At 71.6% G+C, this 21911-nt stretch carries 20 protein-coding genes; 9 read left to right on the top strand and 11 right to left on the bottom strand.

Going from position 1 to position 21911, the window contains the following annotated elements; genetic code table 11:
* The first annotated feature begins 74 nt into the window (after positions 1-74).
* From PSEJ31_RS0112140 to PSEJ31_RS0112160, 5 genes are all read left to right on the top strand, one after another.
* Positions 75-1250 carry a thiolase family protein gene (locus PSEJ31_RS0112140; protein ID WP_028915604.1) on the top strand — a complete coding sequence of 392 codons (1176 nt, stop codon included), beginning with the start codon at positions 75-77 and terminating at the stop codon, positions 1248-1250.
* A gap of 122 nt (positions 1251-1372) precedes the next feature.
* Positions 1373-1714, top strand: coding sequence for a hypothetical protein (locus PSEJ31_RS0112145; RefSeq protein WP_028915605.1), 342 nt, complete (start codon positions 1373-1375; stop codon positions 1712-1714).
* Between the two features lie 538 nt (positions 1715-2252).
* The gene (locus PSEJ31_RS0112150) at positions 2253-2612 is read left to right on the top strand and encodes a hypothetical protein (RefSeq protein WP_019399517.1); all 360 of its coding nucleotides are present in this window, start codon (positions 2253-2255) and stop codon (positions 2610-2612) included.
* A 102-nt stretch (positions 2613-2714) separates the two neighbouring features.
* Positions 2715-4322 (top strand): carboxyl transferase domain-containing protein, encoded by a 1608-nt coding sequence (locus PSEJ31_RS0112155; protein WP_028915606.1) that lies wholly within the window; start codon positions 2715-2717, stop codon positions 4320-4322.
* Positions 4323-4428: 106 nt separating this feature from the next.
* Positions 4429-5766 (top strand): glycosyl hydrolase family 8, encoded by a 1338-nt coding sequence (locus tag PSEJ31_RS0112160; protein WP_026010708.1) that lies wholly within the window; start codon positions 4429-4431, stop codon positions 5764-5766.
* 73 nt (positions 5767-5839) lie between these two features.
* On the opposite strand, the gene PSEJ31_RS0112165 is transcribed toward PSEJ31_RS0112160, so the two are convergent.
* From PSEJ31_RS0112165 to PSEJ31_RS0112175, 3 genes are read right to left on the bottom strand one after another with little or no spacing between them, the layout of a single operon-like run.
* The gene (locus tag PSEJ31_RS0112165) at positions 5840-6094 is read right to left on the bottom strand and encodes a DUF6587 family protein (protein ID WP_019399514.1); all 255 of its coding nucleotides are present in this window, start codon (positions 6092-6094) and stop codon (positions 5840-5842) included.
* 12 nt (positions 6095-6106) lie between these two features.
* Positions 6107-7966, bottom strand: a complete 1860-nt coding sequence (gene feoB / locus PSEJ31_RS0112170; RefSeq protein WP_028915607.1) for a ferrous iron transport protein B — start codon at positions 7964-7966, stop codon at positions 6107-6109.
* The gene (locus tag PSEJ31_RS0112175) at positions 7963-8214 is read right to left on the bottom strand and encodes a FeoA family protein (RefSeq protein ID WP_019399512.1); all 252 of its coding nucleotides are present in this window, start codon (positions 8212-8214) and stop codon (positions 7963-7965) included. Before PSEJ31_RS0112175 ends, feoB begins: the two co-directional genes overlap by 4 nt.
* Positions 8215-8360: 146 nt before the next feature.
* Between PSEJ31_RS0112175 and PSEJ31_RS0112180 the strand changes: the two genes are divergently transcribed.
* From PSEJ31_RS0112180 to PSEJ31_RS0112190, 3 genes are all read left to right on the top strand, one after another.
* The gene (locus PSEJ31_RS0112180) at positions 8361-9152 is read left to right on the top strand and encodes an enoyl-CoA hydratase-related protein (protein WP_028915608.1); all 792 of its coding nucleotides are present in this window, start codon (positions 8361-8363) and stop codon (positions 9150-9152) included.
* Between the two features lie 112 nt (positions 9153-9264).
* Entirely contained in the window at positions 9265-11271 is a 2007-nt protein-coding gene (locus PSEJ31_RS0112185) for an acetyl-CoA carboxylase biotin carboxylase subunit (RefSeq protein ID WP_028915609.1), read from the top strand.
* Entirely contained in the window at positions 11268-12161 is an 894-nt protein-coding gene (locus PSEJ31_RS0112190; protein ID WP_028915610.1) for a hydroxymethylglutaryl-CoA lyase, read from the top strand. Before PSEJ31_RS0112185 ends, PSEJ31_RS0112190 begins: the two co-directional genes overlap by 4 nt.
* Before the next feature lie 206 nt (positions 12162-12367).
* On the opposite strand, the gene PSEJ31_RS0112195 is transcribed toward PSEJ31_RS0112190, so the two are convergent.
* Both PSEJ31_RS0112195 and PSEJ31_RS0112200 read right to left on the bottom strand, forming a co-directional pair.
* Positions 12368-13066 (bottom strand): MOSC domain-containing protein, encoded by a 699-nt coding sequence (locus tag PSEJ31_RS0112195; protein ID WP_019399508.1) that lies wholly within the window; start codon positions 13064-13066, stop codon positions 12368-12370.
* Positions 13067-13115: 49 nt separating this feature from the next.
* The gene (locus PSEJ31_RS0112200; RefSeq protein WP_019399507.1) at positions 13116-14315 is read right to left on the bottom strand and encodes a PLP-dependent aminotransferase family protein; all 1200 of its coding nucleotides are present in this window, start codon (positions 14313-14315) and stop codon (positions 13116-13118) included.
* A 144-nt stretch (positions 14316-14459) separates the two neighbouring features.
* On the opposite strand from PSEJ31_RS0112200, the gene PSEJ31_RS0112205 reads away from it, so the two are divergent.
* Positions 14460-14648 (top strand): hypothetical protein, encoded by a 189-nt coding sequence (locus PSEJ31_RS0112205; protein ID WP_019399506.1) that lies wholly within the window; start codon positions 14460-14462, stop codon positions 14646-14648.
* A gap of 4 nt (positions 14649-14652) precedes the next feature.
* On the opposite strand, the gene PSEJ31_RS0112210 is transcribed toward PSEJ31_RS0112205, so the two are convergent.
* The 6 genes from PSEJ31_RS0112210 to hrcA form a co-directional block, all read right to left on the bottom strand.
* Positions 14653-15768 carry a prephenate dehydrogenase gene (locus PSEJ31_RS0112210; protein ID WP_028915611.1) on the bottom strand — a complete coding sequence of 372 codons (1116 nt, stop codon included), beginning with the start codon at positions 15766-15768 and terminating at the stop codon, positions 14653-14655.
* A 14-nt stretch (positions 15769-15782) separates the two neighbouring features.
* Positions 15783-16700, bottom strand: a complete 918-nt coding sequence (gene pdxY / locus PSEJ31_RS0112215; RefSeq protein WP_028915612.1) for a pyridoxal kinase — start codon at positions 16698-16700, stop codon at positions 15783-15785.
* Between the two features lie 189 nt (positions 16701-16889).
* Positions 16890-18008 (bottom strand): molecular chaperone DnaJ, encoded by a 1119-nt coding sequence (gene dnaJ / locus PSEJ31_RS0112220; RefSeq protein WP_019399503.1) that lies wholly within the window; start codon positions 18006-18008, stop codon positions 16890-16892.
* Positions 18009-18128: 120 nt separating this feature from the next.
* The gene (dnaK, locus tag PSEJ31_RS0112225; protein ID WP_019399502.1) at positions 18129-20054 is read right to left on the bottom strand and encodes a molecular chaperone DnaK; all 1926 of its coding nucleotides are present in this window, start codon (positions 20052-20054) and stop codon (positions 18129-18131) included.
* Between the two features lie 105 nt (positions 20055-20159).
* A complete protein-coding gene (grpE, locus tag PSEJ31_RS0112230; protein ID WP_019399501.1) occupies positions 20160-20675 on the bottom strand; it encodes a nucleotide exchange factor GrpE in 516 nt (171 codons plus the stop codon).
* Positions 20676-20745: 70 nt separating this feature from the next.
* Complete coding sequence (gene hrcA, locus PSEJ31_RS0112235) at positions 20746-21810, bottom strand: heat-inducible transcriptional repressor HrcA (RefSeq protein WP_019399500.1); 1065 nt, start codon at positions 21808-21810, stop codon at positions 20746-20748.
* Positions 21811-21911: the final 101 nt, after the last annotated feature.

Genomic DNA, 21911 nt, shown 5'->3' on the forward strand with positions numbered 1-21911 from the left:
CCTGCCACCGTGGGTGTGGCGCGCCCCTGCCGGGTGTGCGGATAATCGCGGCTCACCCTTTGCGAGGCACCCCCATGTCCGACATCGTGATCGTCGCCGCCAAACGCACCGCCATCGGTTCCTTCCTCGGCCAGTTCAACGGCGTGCCCACGCCCACCCTGGGCGCGGCCGCGATCGGCGCGGCGCTGGAGCAGTCGGGCGTGCCCGCGGCCGATGTGTCGGAAGTGATCATGGGCTGCGTGCTGCCGGCCAACCTCGGCCAGGCGCCGGCCCGCCAGGCGGCGCTGGCCGCCGGCCTGCCGACCTCCGCCGGCTGCACCACCATCAACAAGGTGTGCGGCTCGGGCATGAAGGCGATCATGCTCGGCCACGACCTGATCAAGGCCGGCTCGGCCTCGGTCGTGGTCGCCGGCGGCATGGAGTCGATGAGCAACGCGCCGCACATGATCCCCAACTCCCGCACCGGCAACCGCTACGGCGGTTTCCAGGCGGTGGACCACATGGCCTGGGACGGCCTGACCAACCCGTACGACGGCCAGTCGATGGGCGTGTTCGCGGAGAAGACCGTGGAGAAGTACGGCTTCACCCGCGAGGAGCAGGACGCCTACGCGATCGAGTCGGTCAGGCGCGCGCAGGCGGCGCAGGCCAGCGGCGCGTTCGAGGGCGAGATCGTCCCGGTCAAGGTCGCCACCCGCAAGGGCGAGGTGGAGATCGCCAGCGACGAACAGCCGGGCAAGTCCGACATCAACAAGATCCCGACCCTCAAGCCGGCATTCAAGAAGGACGGCACGGTCACCGCGGCCAGCTCCTCCTCCATTTCCGACGGCGCCGCCGCCACCGTGCTGATGTCGGCCGATGACGCCGCCCGCCGCGGCCTGCAGCCGCTGGCGCGGATCGTCGGCCATGCCACCTTCTCGCAGCAGCCGGAGTGGTTCACCACCGCCCCGGTGGGCGCCATCTCCAGCCTGCTGGACAAGGTGGGCTGGCAGGTCGGCGACGTGGACCTGTTCGAGATCAACGAGGCCTTCGCCGTGGTGGCCATGGCCCCGATCCGCGAGCTGGGCATCCCGCACGACAGGATCAACGTCAACGGTGGCGCCTGCGCCCTGGGTCATCCCATCGGCGCGACCGGCGCCCGGCTGGTGGTGACCCTGGTCAACGCGCTGCGCAAGCGCGGCCTGAAGAAGGGTGTGGCCGCGCTGTGCATCGGCGGAGGAGAGGCTACCGCTATCGCTCTGGAAATGGTGTAATCGTTTTTCACGAGCTCTTTACGAAACTCACCTGTTGCTGCTTGACAGCAGAAACGGCCTTGTCATCATGTTGGCGGCGCGCAATCGCGCGTTGCCCAACTAAACGACGAGGAATATCCAACATGAGCATCAACAAGCTGCTGATCGCCCTGGCCCTGGGTCTGGCCCTGGCCGCGTGCTCGAACTCCGAGCAGGCGCAGGACGCGGCTGCTGCCGCTGACACCGCTGCTGCCGAGGCTCAGGCTGCTGCCGACGCCGCTGCCGCCGAGGGCTCCGAGGCTGCCGACGCCGCCCAGGTCGCCGCCGATTCGGCCGCTGCTGCTGCCGACACCGCCGCTGACGCCGCCGCTTCGGCCGAGGGCGCTGCCACCGAGGGCGCTGCCGACGCTGCCGCCGATACCGCCGAGGCTGCTGCCGACGTTGCCGAGCAGGCCAAGGACGCTGCCGAAGAAGCCAAGAAGTAATAAGGCTTTACAGCACGCTGCACGGAAGGCCGCCGGGAAACCGGCGGCCTTTCGCTTTATCCGGATCCCGCTTTGCGGATGCGCGCGATATTCCACGCTTGCGGTTTTCCACCGGAATGGGCCGGCGCAACGCTGGCCGGATATCCATGCAACGGGCAGGCTGACCCGAGGCAGGCGGCGTTCGGCCGCACATCCCGTACTCGTGCGCCTCCTACCCGCTACGCCTCACCCGCGCGTATTGCCCCGCTCCACTGGCGGCCCCAACGGTAGGAGCGTGGCGTGGCTGCGCCTGCGGGCCTGCCATGCCACCCCTGCGCCGCTCCATACGGTGCGCTGCCAGCTGCGCATGAAAACGTTTAGCTGCTTCCGCGGAATGGCCTCCGGACCCCAAACCTGAATACGCAGATGAACGGCAGTTCAATAGTCCCAGCCTATTGCTGACTGGACTGTTCAGCCGGTTCACGGCACGCCCACCGCGGCCGGGGAATGCTGCCGCCGCGCCAGCCTGGCGCCCCATTCCCCGGAACAGGAGTCGACCATGACCCGCAACCGCATCCTGCTGATCCCCGCCGCCGCTGCCCTCGCCCTGGCCTTGGGCGCCTGCGACAACTCCTCGCGCGAGGAGGCCCGCGCCGAGGCCGCGGCCGCCGGCGACCATGCCGCCGCGGCCGGCGAGCACGCGGCCGCCGCTACCCGTGAGGCCGCCAGTTCGGCCGCCGATGCCACCCGCGAGGCCGCGGCCGACGCCGAAGTGCACGCCCGCGAGGCCGGCCAGCGCGCCGAGGCCGCCACCCGCGAAGCCGCCGCCGACGCGGCCGAAGCCACCGCCAACGCCGCCGACGCGACCGCCGACAAGGCGCGCGAGGCCGCGGCCGACGCCCGCACCGACAACGACTGATCCATCCGGGCCGGCCGCGCCGCGGCCGGCCCGTGTTGCGGCGCCAGAAGGCGCCAGGGACGCGCTGGCTTATCCTCCGGGCACGCCTAACCGACGATTCCCATGCCCGTCCTCCGCAGCCAGATCGATACCCGCTCCCCCGAATTCCGCGAAAACGAAAGCCACCACCGGCAACTGGCCGAGGAACTGCACCAGCGCCTGCAACGGGCCGCCGAGGGCGGTGGCGAGAAAGCCCGCCAGCGCCACGTCGAACGCGGCAAGCTGCCGGTCCGCGAACGCATCGACGCCCTGCTCGATCCCGGCTCCCCGTTCCTGGAGATCGCCCCGCTGGCGGCCGAGGACATGTACGACGGCGCCGCGCCCGCGGCCGGCATGGTCTGCGGCATCGGACGGGTGATGGGCCAGGAAGTGGTGGTCGTGGCCAACGACGCCACGGTCAAGGGCGGCACCTATTTCCCGATGACGGTGAAGAAGCACCTGCGCGCGCAGGAGATCGCGCGCGAGAACCGGTTGCCGTGCATCTACCTGGTCGACTCCGGCGGCGCCTTCCTGCCGCTGCAGGACGAGGTGTTCCCGGACAAGGAGCACTTCGGCCGCATCTTCTACAACCAGGCGCGGATGAGCGCGGAGGACATCCCGCAGATCGCGGTGGTGATGGGCAGCTGCACCGCCGGCGGCGCCTACGTGCCGGCGATGTGCGACGAGAGCATCATCGTCCGCGGCCAGGGCACGATCTTCCTCGGCGGCCCGCCGCTGGTGAAGGCCGCCACCGGCGAGGTGGTCGATGCCGAGGCGCTGGGCGGCGCCGACGTGCACACTTCGGTCTCCGGCGTGGCCGACCACTACGCCGAGGACGACCGCCATGCGCTGGAGATCGCGCGCGGCATCGTCGGCCACCTCAACCGCCGCAAGCAGCCCGCCGTGGCGCTGCGCGAACCGCGCGAGCCGCTGTACCCGGCCGAGGAGCTGTACGGCCTGGTGCCGAAGGACACGCGCCGCCCGTTCGACATCCGCGAGGTGATCGCGCGCATCGTCGACGGCAGCGAGCTGGACGAGTTCAAGGCCCGCTACGGCAAGACCCTGGTCACCGGCTTCGCCCACGTGCACGGTTGCCCGGTGGGCATCGTCGCCAACAACGGCATCCTGTTCGGCGAGAGCGCGCTCAAGGGCGCGCACTTCATCCAGCTGTGCAACCAGCGCGGCATCCCGCTGGTGTTCCTGCAGAACATCACCGGCTTCATGGTCGGCCGCAAGTACGAGAACGCCGGCATCGCCAAGGACGGGGCGAAGATGGTCACCGCCGTGGCATGTTCGTCCGTGCCCAAGTTCACCGTGGTCATCGGCGGCAGTTTCGGCGCGGGCAACTACGCCATGTGCGGCCGCGCCTACGGCGCGCGCTTCCTGTGGATGTGGCCGAACGCGCGCATCAGCGTGATGGGCGGCGAACAGGCCGCCAGCGTGCTCGCCACCGTGCGCCGCGACGCGATCGAGGCCGGCGGTGGCCAGTGGAGCGCGGAGGAAGAGGAGGCGTTCAAGGCGCCGGTGCGCGAGCAATACGAGCGCCAGGGCAGCCCCTGGTACGCCACCGCGCGGCTGTGGGACGACGGCATCATCGACCCGGCCGACACCCGCCGGGTGCTGGGCCTGGGCCTGTCGGCCTCGCTCAACGCGCCGATCGAGCCGGCCCGCTTCGGCGTGTTCCGGATGTAGCCGCGCGCAGCCGGCCGCCGCCCGTCGGCCGCCGCTGCCGTTCCGGCTGGAAGCCGCGCGCGGTTCTGCTATGGTCGGCGGCGCTTTCCTGGAGGGGATCCGCTGCATGCACCGACGTCTTCCGATCCGGCGCCTGGTCGCCGCCCTGCCCCTGCTCCTGGGCCTTGCGCTGTGCGCCTGCGGCGCGTCGGGCGAAGCCACGGCACAGGCCACGCCCACGCCGCCGCCCGCGGCCGCCGGCCCGGGCGCGGTCGCATCCGGGCAGTATCCTGACCTGTTCGCCGAGGCCGGCTACGACGCCGCCGCGGTGGAGGCGAAGATCCAGGCCGCGTTCCGGCAGCTGTTCCACGGCGACCCGCGCAACCAGGCGGTGTACTACCCGTCCGGCGCCAACGAGCACGGGCCGATGGCCTACATCCACGACGTCAACAGCAACGACGTGCGCTCGGAAGGCATGTCCTACGGGATGATGATCGCGGTGCAGCTGGACCGTAAGGCCGAGTTCGACGCGATCTGGAACTGGGCCGTGACCCACATGTACCACGCCGACCCGAAGCATCCGGCGCACGGCTACTTCGCCTGGTCGGTGCGCACCGACGGGGTGGCCAACGACGAGATGCCGGCGCCCGACGGCGAGGAGTACTTCATCACCGCCCTGTACTTCGCCTCGGCGCGCTGGGGCGATGGCGAAGGCATCTACGCCTACCGCAGCTGGGCTGACCGCATCCTCACCGACGTCCTGCACCGCGGCGCCATCACCGGCGCCACTTCGACCTCGAAGCGGGCCACCGCGGTGAACCTGTTCGACAAGGACGCGAAGATGGTCCGCTTCACCCCGGACCTGCCCAACGCCGCGCATACCGACGCCTCCTACCACCTGCCCGCCTTCTACGAGGTCTGGGCGCGGGTCGGGCCGGAAGCCGACCGCGCGTTCTGGCGCGAGGCGGCGCAGGTCAGCCGCGACTACTTCGTGCGCGCCGCGCACCCGAAGACCGCCCTGACCCCGGACTACGGCAACTTCGACGGCACGCCGTGGGCGGCGCCGTGGCGCCGCGAGTCGGCGGACTTCCGCTACGACGCCTGGCGCACCGCGATGAACTGGTCGATGGACTGGTCCTGGTGGCGGGCCGACCCGCGCCAGGTGGAGCTGAGCAACCGCCTGCAGGCGTTCTTCCACCGCCAGGGCCTGGACCGCTACGCCAGCCTGTACACGCTGGCCGGCAAGCCGCTGGGCGGCGGCCAGACCACCGGACTGGTGGCGATGAACGCCACCGCCAGCCTCGCCGCCGACCACCCGCGGCGGCTGGACTTCGTGCGCGCGCTGTGGGAACGCCCGGTGCCGGAAGGCCACCACCGCTACTACGACGGCATGCTCTACATGATGGCCCTGCTCCACTGCAGCGGCCGCTACAAGGCCTGGATGCCGCAGGACGCGGACGGCTGAGCGGCCACACCACCGGAAACGGAAAACGGGCGCCGCGGCGCCCGTTTTCTCTTGCCTGATCCCGGCCCCCGGCTCAGCGTGGCGGCCCCTTCCGCGGCTCCGGGCCACAGGCATCGCAGCCACCGCAGGCACCGGCGCCGCCGCCGGCAGCCGGGGCGATCAGCCGTGCCAGGCGCCGCATCCATGCCGGCCGGCCATCGCGCACCAGCGGCGCCGCCAGGGCCAGGCGCAGCCGGCGCACGGTGCCGGGGAACTGGCGGCGCAGGAACATCCACAGCGCCAGCAGCACCACCAGTGCGACGATCACGTACTGCAGCCACAGCGGCATCGTGCGTCCTCCTCAGCCCGCGCCCAGGCGGATGGCGACCTGGTAGGTCAGCATCGAGGCCAGGTAGGCCAGGGCGAACAGGTAGCCGGCCGCGATGGCCATGGTCTTCCACGAGCCGGTCTCGCGCTTGATCGCCGCCCAGGTGGCGATGCACTGCGGGGCATAGATGAACCACACCAGCAGGGCCAGGCCGGTGGCCAGCGACCAGCCATCGGCGATCAGCGGGGTCAGCGCCTGCGCCGCGGCCTCGTCATCGGCCGCCGACAGTGCGTACACCGTGGCCAGCGAGGACACCGCCACCTCGCGCGCGGCCAGGCCCGGGATCAGGGCGATGCAGATCTGCCAGTTGAAGCCCAGCGGCGCGAACACCACCGCCAGCGCATGGCCGATGCGGCCGGCCAGGCTGTAGTCGATCGCCGGCAGGGTCGCGTCGGCCGGGGCCGCGGGGAAGTTCAGCAGCACCCACAGCAGCACGGTCAGGGCGAAGATGATGCCGCCCACGCGCTTGAGGAAGATCAGCGCACGCTCCCACAGGCCGATGGCCAGGTCGCGCGGGTTGGGCAGGCGGTAGGACGGAAGCTCCAGCAGCAGCGGGTGCTCGCCGCGGTCGCGGCGCCACTTCTTCATCACGAACGACACCGCCAGCGCGCTGAGGATGCCGGCCATGTACAGGCCGAACAGCACCAGGCCCTGCAGGTTGAACCCGCCCCAGACCTCGCGCGAGGGGATGAAGGCGCCGATCAGCAGCGCGTACACCGGCAGCCGCGCCGAGCAGGTCATCAGCGGCGCCACCAGGATGGTGGCCAGGCGGTCGCGTGGGTCCTGGATGCTGCGCGTGGCCATGATCCCGGGGATGGCGCAGGCGAAGGACGACAGCAGCGGGATGAAGGAACGCCCGGACAGGCCTGCGCCGGCCATCATCCGGTCCAGCAGGAACGCCGCGCGCGGCAGGTAGCCGGATTCCTCCAGCGCCAGGATGAAGGCGAACAGCACCAGGATCTGCGGCAGGAACACCACCACCCCGCCGAGGCCGGCGATGATGCCATCGGCCAGCAGGCTGGCCAGCGGCCCTTCCGGCAGGGTCGCCGAGACCCACTCGCCCAGCGCGCCGGTGCCGGCGTCGATCAGGTCCATCACCGGCGTGGCCCAGGCGTACACCGCCTGGAAGATCAGGAACATCACCACGGCCAGGGTCAGCAGGCCGAAGAACGGATGCAGCAGCCAGCGGTCCAGGGCGTCGTCGACCTGCGCGGTGCGCGCCGGCATGGACACGGTCGCCGCCAGCAGGCGGCGGGTCTCGGCGTGCAGGTCGGCGTCCGCGGGCAGCTGCACCGCCGGCGGCTGCGGGGCGGCGGCGAAGCGGTCGATCAGCTCGACCAGTTCGCGCGCACCGTTGCGGCGCACGGCCACGGTCTCCACCACCGGCACGCCCAGTTCGCGCTCCAGCGCGGCGCGGTCGATGGCGATGCCGCGGCGGCGCGCGGCGTCGCTCATGTTCAGCGCGACCACCATCGGCCGCCCCATCTGCCGCACCTCCAGCACGAAGCGCAGATGCAGGCGCAGGTTGGTGGCGTCGACCACGCACACCAGCATGTCCGGCGCCGGCTCGCCCGGGTAGAAGCCGCGGCACAGGTCGCGGGTGATGGCCTCGTCCAGGCTGGCCGGGTTGAGGCTGTAGGCGCCGGGCAGGTCCAGCACGGCGTAGCTGCGGCCGGACGGGGTGACCAGCCGGCCTTCCTTGCGCTCGACGGTCACGCCGGCGTAGTTGGCCACCTTCTGCCGGCTGCCGGTCAGCTGGTTGAACAGCGCGGTCTTGCCACAGTTGGGGTTGCCCAGCAGCGCCAGGCGCAGGCTCGCTTCCTGGGCGCTCATGCCGCCTCCGTGCCCGCGGGCTGCACCCGCACCCGGGCCGCTTCGGCGCGGCGCAGGGCGAAGCGGGTGTAGCCGACCTGCACCAGCAGCGGCTCCCCGCCGAGCGGCCCCTTCGCCACCACCTGCACCGGCTCGCCGGCCACGAAGCCCAGCTCGCGCAGGCGGCGGGCGACGACGTCGTTGGGGTGGCGATCCTCGACGGAGGTGACCGCGACGGGCGTGCGCGGCGGCAGGTCTGACAGCAGCACGATGGCTCCGGACAATCAAGAATTGTTCTCAATTCTAGCATCGCGGCCAGGTGAAGGTTTCCGCTGGACCGGTCCTCGCCGCGCTGCGTCATGGCCGCCAACCGGGGCACCGTTATCATCCGAAACGGTTTTCCCCCGGAGCCGACATGGCCGAACCGCTGCTGATCCAACCGGCCGGCCCCGTGCTGCGCCTGCGCCTGAACCGGCCGCACCTGCACAATGCCTTCGACCCGGCCCTGATCGCCGCCCTGACCGCCGCGCTGGAACAGGCCGGCGCCGACCCGGCGGTGCGCGCGGTGCTGCTGGAAGGCGAAGGGCCCTCGTTCTCCGCCGGCGCCGACCTCAACTGGATGCGCGGCATGGCCGCCGCCAGCGAGCGGGAGAACCGCGAGGATGCCCTCGCCCTGGCCCGGCTGATGCGCACCCTGGACGAGCTGCCGCGCCCCACCCTGGCGCGGGTGCACGGCCCGGCCTTCGGCGGCGGCGTGGGCCTGGTGGCGTGCTGCGACATCGCCATCGGCACGCCGAAGGCCCGCTTTGGCCTGACCGAAGCCCGGCTGGGCCTGCTGCCGGCGGTGGTCTCGCCCTATGTCGTGGCCGCCATCGGACCGCGCCAGGCGCGGCGCTGGTTCGCCACCGCCGGGCATTTCGACGCCGAGGCGGCGCAGCGCATGGGCCTGCTGCATGCCGTGGTGGCCGAGGACGCGCTGGATGCCGCCGTCCAGGCCGAACTGGACCTGCTGCTGCAGGCCGGCCCGGTCGCCGCGGCCTCGGCCAAGGCGCTGGTGCGGCGGGTCGTGGCCGGCGGCCCGGCCGAGGCGCTGGATGCGGACAACGCCGCGCTGATCGCCGCGCTGCGGGTCTCGCCCGAGGGCCAGGAAGGCCTGGCCGCGTTCCTCGGCAAGCGCCCGCCTGCCTGGATCGGAAGCAAGGAATGAGCACCGCGCGCCGGCCCGGCCGTCACCGGGGCCGGTACCGCGGACTGATCGTGTTCCAACCGCGTGCCCTGCGCCGCGGTTCCCACCTGGACCCGCCATGCCTGCAAGCCCGTTGTTCAAGCGCCTCCTGATCGCCAACCGCGGCGAGATCGCCTGCCGCGTCATCCGCACCTGCCGGCGCCTGGGGATCGAGACCGTGGCGGTGTACTCGGAGGCCGACGCCGGCGCCCTGCACGTGCGCATGGCCGACCATGCCGTGTGCATCGGCGGCGCGGCACCGGCCGAGAGCTACCTGCGCAGCGAGGCGGTGATCGACGCCGCGCTGCGCAGCGGCGCCGAGGCCATCCATCCCGGCTACGGCTTCCTGTCCGAGAACGCCGGCTTCGCCGAGGCGGTGGCCGCGGCGGGCCTGGTGTTCGTCGGTCCGCCGGCATCGGCCATGCAGCGCATGGGCAGCAAGGCCGGCGCCAAGCAGCTGATGGCCGCCGCCGGCGTCCCGGTCGTCCCCGGCTACAACGGCGAGGACCAGTCCGCGGAAACACTGGCGGCCGAGGCGCAACGCACCGGCTTCCCGCTGATGGTCAAGGCGGCGCACGGCGGCGGTGGCAAGGGCATGCGCGTGGTGCACGCGCCGGAGGACTTCGCCGCCGCGCTGGAAAGCTGCCAGCGCGAGGCACGCAACGCCTTCGGCCGCGACCGCGTGTTGCTGGAGCGCTACGTGCGCTCGCCGCGGCATATCGAGATCCAGGTGTTCGCCGACAGCCACGGCCAGGTGATCCACCTCAACGAGCGCGAATGCTCGGCCCAGCGCCGCTACCAGAAGGTGCTGGAGGAGTCGCCCTCGCCGTTCCTGACCCCGCGGCTGCGCGCGGCCATGGGCGAGGCGGCGGTCGCCGCGGCGCGCGCGATCGGCTACGTCAACGCCGGCACGGTCGAGTTCATCGTCGACCCGGAAGGCAACTTCTACTTCATGGAGATCAATACCCGGCTGCAGGTCGAGCATCCGGTGACCGAGATGGTCACCGGCCTGGACCTGGTGGAATGGCAGCTGCGCGTGGCCGCCGGCGAGCCGCTGCCGCTGCGCCAGGACCAGGTGCCGCAACGCGGCCACGCGATCGAGGTGCGGCTGTACGCGGAGGATCCGGATTCGGGCTTCCTGCCGGCCTCGGGCACGCTGCGCACGCTGGCCCTGCCCTCGCCCTCCGCACACGTGCGCGTGGATGCGGGCGTCGAACAGGGTGATGCGGTGAGCGTGTTCTACGATCCGATGATCGCCAAGCTGATCGTGCACGACGTGGACCGCCCCGCGGCGCTGGCCGGCCTGCGCGCGGCGCTGGCGCAATGCCATGTCGCCGGGCTGAAGACCAACATCGGTTTCCTCGAGGCGCTGGCGCGGCATCCGGCGTTGGTCGAGGGCCGGATCGACACCGGCTACCTGGACCGCCATCTGGACGAGTTCCTGCACGGCGGCGATGCGGCAGGCAGCGCCGAACTGGCGATCGCGGCGGTGGCGTTCCTGCTGCGTGCACAGCAGGCCGAGGCCGCACGGGCCGCGGCCGGCGCGGAGCCGCATTCGCCCTGGGCGCTGGCCGATGGCTGGCGCCTGCATGGGCGCGCCGCGCGCCACCTGCGCCTGCGCTGCGGTGAAGCCACGCACGAGGTGCTGGCGCGCGGCCATGGCGGCCAGTGGCAGCTGTCGGTGGACGGCCGGGAACACGCCGTCGACGGCGCGCGCACGCATGATGGCTGGGTGGAACTGCTGCTGGACGGTGTCGGCCGCCGCGCGCGCATGCGCTTCGACGGCGAGGTGCTGGAACTGCATGACGGCCGGCGCCGCCTGCAGGTCGCGCGCCTGTCCGGCGAACGCGCCGGCGGCGAGGAAGGCGGCGGCGACGGCCAGGTGCGTGCGCCCATGCCCGGCCGCGTGGTGGTCGTGCGGGTCGGGCCCGGGCAGCAGGTCGAGGCCGGTGCCGAGCTGCTGGTGATGGAGGCGATGAAGATGGAGCTGTCGGTCAAGGCGCCGCGCGCCGGCATCGTTTCCGCGCTGCGCGCTGCGGCCGGCGACTTCGTCGAGGCCGAGGCGGTGCTGGCCGTGGTCGGCGACGCGGAGGCGGCATGAGCGAGTTCGTGCGCATCGTCGAGGTGGCCCCGCGCGACGGCCTGCAGAACGAGGTCGCGATGGTTGCCACCGCGGACAAGATCGTGCTGGTGGACCGGCTCTCGGCCACCGGCCTGCGCAGCATCGAGGCCACCAGCTTCGTCAGCCCGAAATGGGTGCCGCAGCTGGCCGACGCGGCCGAGGTGATGGCCGGGATCCGGCGTCGGCCGGGGGTCGCCTATCCGGTACTGGTGCCCAACCTGCAGGGCTACGAGCGCGCGCGCGCCGCGGGCGCGGAGGAAGTGGCGGTGTTCACCGCCGCGTCGGAAGCCTTCAACCGGAAGAACACCAATGCCTCGATCGACGAGTCGATCGAGCGCTTCATGCCGGTGCTCGAGCGCGCCCGCGCCGACGGCGTGCGCGTGCGTGGCTATGTCTCCACCGTGCTGGGCTGCCCCTACCAGGGACAGGTGCCGCTGGCCGACGTGGTCCGGGTGGCGCGGCGGCTGCACGCGCTGGGCTGCTACGAGGTCTCGCTGGGCGACACCATCGGCGTGGGCACTCCGCGCAAGGCGCGGGAAATGCTGCTGGCGGTCGCCGCCGAGGTGCCGATGCAGGCGCTGGCAGTGCATTTCCATGACACCTGGGGCCAGGCCCTGGCCAATGTCGCCGCCTGCGTGGAAGCCGGCGTGCGCGTGGCCGACGCCGCGGTCGCCGGCACCGGCGGCTGCCCCTACGCGCGCGGCGCCAGCGGCAACCTCGCGACCGAGGACCTGGTGTACATGCTGCACGGCATGGGCCTGGAGACCGGGGTCGACCTGGAGGCGCTGGCGGAGACGGGGCGTTGGCTGGCTGGTGTGCTGGGCCGCACGACCGGCAGCAAGGTTGGGCAGGCGCTGGCGCGGGAGTGAGCGAAGCCGGACGCGCTTCGTCTGGCCGGCCTCCCCCTTCGCGGCGGAACGTTGCAGGGCGCGCGCGATGCTGCGATCGGCGCGGCGACTGGCACACCGGCCCTCACCCCGGATGCGCTTCGCTTATCCGGCCACGTGATGCGGCGGATGGACGGCTTCCCTGGCCCTGCCGGGAATCATCCTCTCTGGAGGCAGAGGGAACGCCGTCAACCCTGCGGGCCTTGCAGGCGCGAATCCCAGCTTTCGGTCTGGCCCTGTTCGAGGCGGCGCTCGAAGGTGCGCTGCCAGGAAGGCACCAGCGGTAGCCGCAGCGCCGCGCGCAGTTCGTCCTGGTCCAGGGTGCGCCGGTACAGCAGCGCGGCCAGGCGTGGCAGCGGCCATTCCGGATACGGGCGTTCCAGCAGGAGCAGGTCATCGCCGGCCTGAACCTGGCCGGGTTCGAGCACGCGGTAGTACCAGCCACTGCGGCCGCTGTCCTGCACCCGGCGCGCCATGTCCGGCACGCCGAAGCGGTCGGACAGCTTCCAGCACGGTTGCCGCCCCTGCGCCACCTCGACCACGGCCGTGCCCAGGCGCAGGCGGTCGCCGAGGCAGATACCGGACTCGGTGACGCCGTTGGTGCTGATGTTCTCGCCGAACGCGCCGGCGGCCTGCAGCAGCGGATGCGCGCCGATTTCCGCGGCCCACGCCGCGTAGTGGTCGCGGGCGTAGTGGTGGATGGCCTTGTCGGGACCGCCATGCACGCGGCGGTCGCCCTGTTCGTCGCCCTGCAGGCCCTCGGGGCCGATCGCGACCGGCCCCTGGCGTGGTTGCTTGGCGATCGCGCTGCGGCTGCCGGGCCGGGTATACGCCACGGCCGTGCCGGTGAGCACGGCCTCGACCCGGGCCAGGACGCGCGCGCTCACGCGCCCACCACCGCGCCGACAGGACGGCGATGGGCACGTGCCGCCGGCATCAGGCCGCCGCGGGCAGTGCCGCGATCTCGGCCTTCAGCAGCTCGCCCAGGACCTTGATGCCCTGGTCGATCTTCTCCGCCGGCACGGTCACGAAGGACAGGCGCAGGGTGTTGCGGCGCGGTTCGGCGGCGTAGAACGGCGCGCCCGGCACGAAGGCCACGTTGCGCTCGATTGCCTTGGCCAGCAGCGCGCCGGTATCGATGCCTTCCGGCAGCTCGACCCAGATGAACATGCCGCCTTCCGGGCGGTTCCAGCGCGCTTCCTTGGGGAACTCGCGCTCCAGCGCCGCCAGCATGTGCTGGCACTGGGCGCCGTACAGGCTGCGGATCGAGGGGATATGGCGGTCGATGAAGCCGTCCTGCACCGCCTCGTGGACGATGCGCTGCGAGAACGACGGGGTGTGCAGGTCGGCGGCCTGCTTGGCCTGGACCATCTTGCCGAGGATCTCCTCCGGCGCCACCACGTAGCCCAGGCGCAGGCCCGGGGCCAGCACCTTGGAGAACGAGCCCATGTAGATCACGCCGTCGGGGTTCATCGACAGCAGGCTGGGCAGCGCCTCGCCGCCGTAGGACAGCTCGCCGTACGGGTCGTCCTCGACCAGCGGCACGCCGGCCCTGGCGGCCAGCTCGACCAGGGCCTTGCGGCGCTCCAGCGGCATGCGCCGGCCGGTCGGGTTCTGGAAGTTCGGCAGGCAGTACAGGAAGCGCGCGCCTTCCAGGTCGGCCGGGGTGATCTGGTCGGTGACGATGCCCTGGGCATCGCTGGGCAGGGAGGCGAACTTCGGCGCGAACAGCGAGAACGCCTGCAGCGCGCCGAGGTAGCTCGGGGTTTCGACCAGGACCTTGCTGCCCTCGTCGATCAGCACCTTGCCAAGCAGGTCCAGGCCCTGCTGCGAGCCGGTGGTGATCAGCACGCGCGAGGCCGGGATCTTCGCGCCATTGCGGCCCAGGCGCTCGGCCACCCATTCGCGCAGCGGGGTGTAGCCTTCGGTCGGGCCGTACTGCAGGGCCGCGTGCGGGGCCTCGCGCAGCACCTTCTCGGTGGCCTCGCGCATGCGCTCGACCGGGAAGGTCGCCGGAGACGGCAGGCCGCCGGCGAAGGAAATGACTTCGGGACGCTCGGTGACCTTGAGGATCTCGCGGATCGCAGAGCTGGTGAGGGCCCGGGCGCGCCCGGACAGCGTGAATTGGGTGCTCATGGGCCTAGTCTAACGGTTATGCCCGCCGCGGGCCCATTGCTGCGGCGCAGCGCCCGGGGCACCCGCAGACCGGTTCTTCACGCCGACCCGCCGCATCCTTGCAGGCCGACGGGCGCGGCGCCCGATGCACCCCAGGAGGCAGGCATGTCTTTCCGCCAGTTCCCCGCCACCGGCAACGACGGCAACGCCTACGTCATCATCGAGTTCCACGACGAGAACGGCCCCGACGGCCGCCCGTCCCTGCGCTACGAACTGCCCGACGGCCAGCGCCTGGTGCGCAAGGACAAGCAGTTCAGCAACGAGGACGGCAGCCTGGTGCTGACCGCCGACTGAGGGCTCAGGGCCGTTCCAGCACCCGGCCCAGGCCGCTGCGGTCGATCGCCCCGGCCGCGGCGCGCAGGCGCTCGACGTCGGCGTCGGCGTCGAAGCCGATGCGGAAGTGCACCTCGCCGGCCGGGGTGCGCGAGGAGTGGATCGAGGTCAGGTTGATGCCGTGCTCCTCGAACACGTGCAGCAGCGCGCGCAGCGAGCCAGGGCGGTCCTCCGGCAGGTGCACGCTCAGGCGCCGGCTCTCGGTGAGGTCGGCCAGCAGGTAGCCCACCCGTTCGAAGGTGTAGCTGCCCTCTTCCAGCGCGGCCTCGCCCCAGGCGGCGCGATTGGCGGCCAGGTAGTGCTCGCGGAACTCGGCCCGCGCCTGGTCGTCGCCACGGGCCACCAGCACCTGCAGCCGCGCGATCTCCGCCGCCAGCCGCGACAGCACCTCCACGGTGTGCGGATTGCCGAACTGGATGTCCTCGTACACCTGCGGGTTGAGCGAGAGGATGCGCGCGGCCACGGCCGCGTCCATCTCGAAGCCGATCGAGCGGTACGGCATCAGCTCGGCCGGGCCGCCCAGTTCGCCGGCGAAGCTGCGCAGCACCCCGGCCTGGCCGAGGTGCACGGCATGCACCATCGCCTGCACCAGGGCCATGACCCGGTCGTGGTGCGCCGGGGTGGCGCGCACGTATTCGCCCTGCAGCGCGTGCAGCAGCTGGTCGACCCAGCCGCGCCAGTGCTCGAGGCGTTCCTCGCACACCACAACCACCCGCCCGCGCAAGGTCGGGGTCTTCAGCGGCGCGGTCATCGGATGCAGGCCCACCACCTCGGCGCGCGAAGCCAGCATGGCCGCCACCGGCGCCTGCTTGATCGAGGTGATGTCCAGCCACAGGCGGCCGGCCTCGCGCCCGGCCGAGCGCTGCACGTAGTCGCCAATCAGCGTGGCGGCGTCGCGGATCGGCACGCTGAACACCAGTACGTCGGCCTCGGCCAGCAGGCGCTCGGACGGATCGCTGCCCGGGTCGGCCGGGTCGTGGCCCAGCACCCGCAGTCCCATGCGGTCCTCGAAGAAGCGGCGCAGCCAGCGGCCATAGGCCCCGGCACTGCCCACCACGCCCACCACCGGATGGGCCGGCACCCCCACGCTGCCGATCAAAGCGCCACCGCCGGGAAGCGCGCCGGGCCGGAAGCCAGCGCCGCGGCCGCCGCCGCCTGCACGTCCAGCTCCTCCCAGCGGTTGGCCAGGGTCGACTCCAGAGTGGCGTGCACGCCGGCCAGGGCGCGCTCGGCGGCGCGTTGCGGCGCTTCGCCGCGCAGCAGGAAGGTCGCCACCAGCGCGGTGAGCACGTCGCCGGTGCCGGCCACGTCCACCGCCAGGCGTGGCGAGCGCAGGCGCCAGGCCTGTTCGCGCCCGACCAGCAGGGTCAGCAGCTGGTCGCCATCGTCCTCGCCCTCGCCCACCACGCTGTGCGCCAGCACCCACTGCGGGCCGCGCTGCAGCAGCTCGCGCGCGGCCTGCAGCGCGTCGGATTCGCGCAGCGCCGGCCGGCCGGCCAGGCGCTCCAGCTCGAAGGCGTTGGGCGTGACCATCCACGCCAGCGGCAACAGGCGCTGCACGAACACCTGCTCCAGCCCGGGTTCGACGTAGGCACCGGTATGGGTATCGCCAATCACCGGGTCCAGCAGGTAGCGCGGCGCCGTGCCGGCGGCATGGTTGCGCTCCAGCCAGGTGGCGAAGGCCTCGCCGTTGGCGACGCTGCCGAAGTAGCCGGAGGCCAGCAGCGGCGCGCGCGCGGTGACGCCGCGCTCGTCCAGGCCCAGCAGCAGCTCGGCCAGCCAGTCGGCCGGCAGCACCCTGCCGCGCAGGGTCGGGTAAAAGGGGGTGTTGCTGAACAGCGTGGTCGGCACCTCGGCCACGCGCACGCCCAGCATGCGCAACACCGGCGTGGCCGCGCTGTTGCCGGCGTAGCCGTAGGCCAGCTGCGACTGGACGGACACCAGGTCCACCGGCGAAGGCCCCTGCGGGCGGTTGCGGCGCTCGTGGACCAGGTGGCTTTCCAGTTGGCTCATGCGGAGGGCTTCGGAAGGAGGCAGCGCATGCTAGCGCGTGCTTCCGGGCGCCGCGCGCAGCGTTTCAGGAGCAACGGAAATATGCCGATTCCGGCAGGTTTCCCGCCGGACGCGACAGAAAGCGGGCCCGCAACGCGGGCCCGCCGGAAAGATCGATGCGCAAACCGCGACGCCTCGCCGCGGCATGCCTCAGGACGAGGTCATGCGCCCCCAGAACGCCTTGACGCCGTCGAGGAAGGTGGCCGAACGCGGCGAGTGCCGGCGGCCCTCCTCGCCAGTGAAGGTGGCCTCGAACTTCTCCAGCAGTTCGCGCTGCTCGGCGGTGAGGTTGACCGGGGTCTCCACCACCACGCGGCAGTAGAGGTCGCCCGGGGCGCGGCTGCGCACCGAACGCACGCCCTTGCCGCGCAGGCGGAAGGTCTTGCCGGTCTGGGTCTCGGCCGGGATCCGGATCTCGACCTCGCCGCCCAAGGTGGGCACCGAGACCACGTCGCCCAGCGCGGCCTGGGAGATGCGGATCGGCACCTCGCAGTGCAGGTCGTCGCCGTCGCGGGTGAAGATCGCATGCTCGCGCACGCGCACTTCGACGTAGAGGTCGCCCGGCGGGGTGCCGGGCGGGCCGGCCTCGCCCTCGCCGGTCAGGCGGATGCGGTCGCCGCTGTCCACGCCGGCGGGGATCTTGACCGAGAGGACCTTCTCGTCCTCCACGCGCCCGGCGCCATGGCACTTGCGGCACGGGTTGCGCACCACCTGGCCCCGCCCACCGCAATCGGGGCAGGTCTGCTGCATGGCGAAGATGCCGCGCTGGAAACGGACCTGGCCGTGGCCGTGGCAGGTGCCGCAGGTCTCGACCTTGCCGTCCTCCGAGCCGCTGCCCTTGCAGGCCTCGCACTCGGACAGGGTCGGGATCTCGATGCGCTTCTCGACGCCGGCGACCGCCTCCTCCAGGTCCAGCTCCATGACGTAGCCGATGTCCGCGCCGCGCCGTGCGCCGCGCCCACCACCGCCGCCGAAGATGGTCCCGAAGATGTCGCCGAAGATGTCGTTCATGTCCGGCGCGGGGCCACCCCCGCCACCCATGCCATGCTCGAACGCGGCATGGCCATGGGCGTCATAGGCACGGCGCTTGCCCGGGTCGGACAGGACCTCGTAGGCCTCCTTGCATTCCTTGAACGCGGCTTCCGCGGCGGCGTCCCCCGGGTTGCGGTCCGGGTGGTACTTCATCGCGCAGCGGCGATAGGCCTTCTTCAGCTCCTCGTCGCTGGCGGTGCGGGACACGCCGAGGACTTCGTAGTAGTCGCGCTTCATCGGGAGGCAGTGATTCGTGATTCGTTATTGGTGATTCGAGGGTACACGTCCACGGCGATCCGCCGGGAAAGAGCGGGGCCGGGGCCCCGCTCTTTCCAGCCACGAATCACCAGTCACCAATCACGGCTTCTTGTCGTCCTTGACCTCGGTGAACTCGGCGTCGACCACGTCGTCCTGGGCCGTGCCACCCGGGGCCGCACCGCCGGCCGCGCCGGCATCGCCCTGGCCGGCGGCCGCGGCCGCCGCGTACAGCGACTGCCCGGCCTCCTCCAGCGCCTTGGCCTTGGCCTCGATCTGGGCCTTGTCGTCGCCCTTGAGCGCGGTCTCCAGGTCGGCGATCGCCGACTCTACGCGGCCGATCACGTCGCCCGGCACCTTGCTGCCGTGTTCGGTGATGGCGCTGCGGGTGGCGTGGATCAGGCCGTCGGCCTGGTTCCGGGCCTGGACCAGCTCCTGGAACTTCTTGTCTTCCTCGCGGTGCGCCTCGGCGTCGGCGACCATCCGCTGGATCTCCTCCTCGGACAGGCCCGAGCCGGCCTTGATCTCGACCTTCTGCTCCTTGCCGGTCTTCTTGTCCTTGGCCGACACGTGCAGGATGCCGTTGGCGTCAATGTCGAAGGACACCTCGATCTGCGGCATGCCGCGCGGAGCGGGCTCGATGCCGGTCAGGTCGAACTTGGCCAGCGACTTGTTGTAGCGGGCCTGCTCGCGTTCGCCCTGCAGCACGTGCACGGTCACGGCCGACTGGTTGTCCTCGGCGGTGGAGAACACCTGCGAGGCCTTGGTCGGGATCGTGGTGTTCTTCTCGATGATCTTGGTCATCACCCCGCCCAGGGTCTCGATGCCCAGGCTCAGCGGGGTCACGTCCAGCAGCAGCACGTCCTTGACGTCGCCGGCCAGCACGCCGCCCTGGATCGCGGCGCCCAGCGCCACGGCCTCGTCCGGGTTGACGTCCTTGCGCGGCTCCTTGCCGAAGAACTCGGCCACGGCCTGCTGCACCTTGGGCATGCGGGTCTGGCCACCGACCAGGATCACCTCGCCGATGTCGGAGGCGCGCAGGCCGGCGTCCTTGAGCGCCACCCGGCACGGCTCGATCGAGCGCTTGATCAGGTCGTCGACCAGCGCCTCGAGCTTGGCCCGGGTCAGCTTGATCGCCAGGTGCTTCGGGCCGGTCGCGTCGGCGGTGATGTACGGCAGGTTGACCTCGGTCTGCTGCGCGCTGGACAGCTCGATCTTGGCGCGCTCGGCCGCGTCCTTCAGGCGCTGCAGGGCCAGCGGGTCCTTGCGCAGGTCGATGCCCTGGTCCTTCTGGAACTCCTCGACCAGGTAGTCGATGACGCGCGAGTCGAAGTCCTCGCCGCCGAGGAAGGTGTCGCCGTTGGTGGCCAGCACCTCGAACTGCTTCTCGCCGTCGATCTCGGCGATCTCGATGATCGACACGTCGAAGGTGCCGCCGCCCAGGTCGTAGACCACGATCTTGCGGTCGCCGCCGGCCTTGTCCAGGCCGTAGGCCAGGGCCGCCGCGGTCGGCTCGTTGATGATGCGCTTGACGTCCAGGCCGGCGATGCGGCCGGCGTCCTTGGTCGCCTGGCGCTGGCTGTCGTTGAAGTATGCCGGGACGGTGATCACCGCCTCGGTGACCGTCTCGCCCAGGAAGGCCTCGGCGGTCTTCTTCATCTTCTCCAGCACCTTGGCCGAGATCTCCTGCGGGGCCATCTTGCGGCCCTCGCTGGTCTCGACCCAGGCGTCGCCGTTGTCGTGCTGGCGGATCGCGTACGGGACCAGGCCCAGGTCCTTCTGGACTTCGGCGTCGGTGAACTTGCGGCCGATCAGGCGCTTGACGGCGTAGAAGGTGTTCTTCGGGTTGGTGACGGCCTGGCGCTTGGCCGGCGCGCCGACCAGCACCTCGCCGTCCTTGGTGTAGGCGACGACCGACGGGGTGGTGCGATCACCCTCGGCGTTCTCGATCACGCGGGCCTTGCCGCCCTCCATGATCGCGACGCACGAGTTGGTCGTGCCCAGGTCGATGCCGATGATCTTGCTCATTGATTGGGTGCTCCCTGGAATGTGTTGGGCCGGTGCTGCCTTGGCCTTTGATCGCTAGATAAGGGTGGGCCGGCGCCGTTCAAGTAGGCGCATTCAGCCGGATGTTCAGTCGTGGCGGGCCACCACCACCAGCGCCGGCCGCAGCAGGCGCTCGTTGAGCAGGTAGCCCTTCTGGAAGACCTGCAGCACGGTGCCCGGGGCGGCGTCGCCCGGATCGGCCTGGCTGATGGCCTGGTGGTGTTCGGGGTTGAACGGCTGGCCGGCAGGATCGACCACGACCAGGCCGTTGTCGGCGGCGACCTTCAGCAGCTGGCGCTTGGTCAGCTCCAGGCCCTCGCGCAGCGGGCTTTCCTGCTCGCCGGCGGCGGCCAGGCCGGCATCCAGGCTGTCCAGCACCGGCAGCAGCTCGCCCAGCAGCTTCTCGTTGGCGAAGCGGCGGGCCTGCTCGATGTCGCGCGCCACGCGCTTGCGCTGGTTCTCCAGGTCGGCTCGCTCGCGCAGGGAATCCATGCGCAGCTGCTCGATCTCGCCCCGCAGGGCCTCGATCTCCTCGCGCAGCTGGGCCTCGATGCTGGCCTCGGCTTCCTGCGGCTGGGGGGACTGGATGTCGTTTTCGGTCATTGCAAATCGGCTCCGTGGCGGCGCTCCCGGCCGCCCATCCCCGCCCCAATGGGGGCCGGAACGGAGCGATTCAAGGCTGGGACGGTCCGGCCGAGCCTTCCAGGGCCGCCCCGAGCACGTCGGCGGCCGCCTGGACCACCGGGATCACCCGGTCGTAGGCCATCCGCGTCGGGCCGATCACCCCCAGCACGCCCAGCACCTGCCCGCCGCTGCTGTAGGGGGCGGTGACCAGGGACACCCCGTCCAGCGGGGCCAGCCCGGTCTCCTCGCCTATGAATATGCGTACCCCGGGGGCACGCTGGGTGCGCTCCAGCAGCTGCAGGATCTCGCGCTTGCGGGCGAAGGCCTCGAACAGCTCGCGCAGGCGCTCCAGGTCCGACAGGTCCTGCAGGCCCAGCAACCGCGTCTGGCCGGCCACGACCATGTCGTCCCCCGGCGGCTCCAGGGCCTGTTCGGCCAGCTCCACCGACTGCGCCAGCAGCTGCTCCATCTCGTCCCGGGCCTGGCGCAGCTCATGCACCAGGGTGGCGCGGATGTGCGCCAGCGGACGCCCGGCGAAATGGGTGTTGAGGTAGTTGGCGACCCGCTCCAGCTCGTCCTGGCCGAAGGCCCGCTGCGGCTCGACCACCCGGTTCTGCACCTCGCCGTCGGCGAACACCACGATGGCCAGGATCCGGCGCCCGCCCAGCGGCACGAAGTCGATCTGGCGGAAGGCGAACTGGCTGCGGCGCGGCGCGCTGACCACCCCGACAAAGTGGGTCATGGCCGACAGCAACTCCGAGGCGTTGCCGAGCAGGGCCTGGGTCCCAGCCGCGGCGGTCAGCTCCGCGCGCAGCCGGGCCAGCTCGTGCTCGCCCAGCGAGCGCACCTGCAGCAGGCTGTCCACGAACACCCGGTAGCCCTGGGCGGTCGGCACCCGCCCGGCCGAGGTGTGCGGCGAGCTGAGCAGGCCGATCTCCTCCAGCTCGGCCAGGATGTTGCGGATCGTCGCCGGGCTGACGTCCAGGCCCGAGTGCTTGGCCAGGGTCTGCGAGCCGACCGGCTCGCCATCGCGGATGTAGCGGCCGATCAGGGTGCGCAGCAGCTGGCGGGCACGCGGATCGAGCTGGACCTGGGCGGACGACGGGGTTGCCATGGGCAATAGATAGCGCCAGCCACCAGGGGGGGCAAGGCCGGCCGGGCCCTGCGTCTCAGCCGGCGCGACGGCCTGCGGCGAGCATCGCGCCGGTATCGGCC

The sequence above is a fragment of the Pseudoxanthomonas sp. J31 genome, from assembly GCF_000510725.1.
In the GTDB taxonomy this organism is placed as follows: domain Bacteria; phylum Pseudomonadota; class Gammaproteobacteria; order Xanthomonadales; family Xanthomonadaceae; genus Pseudoxanthomonas.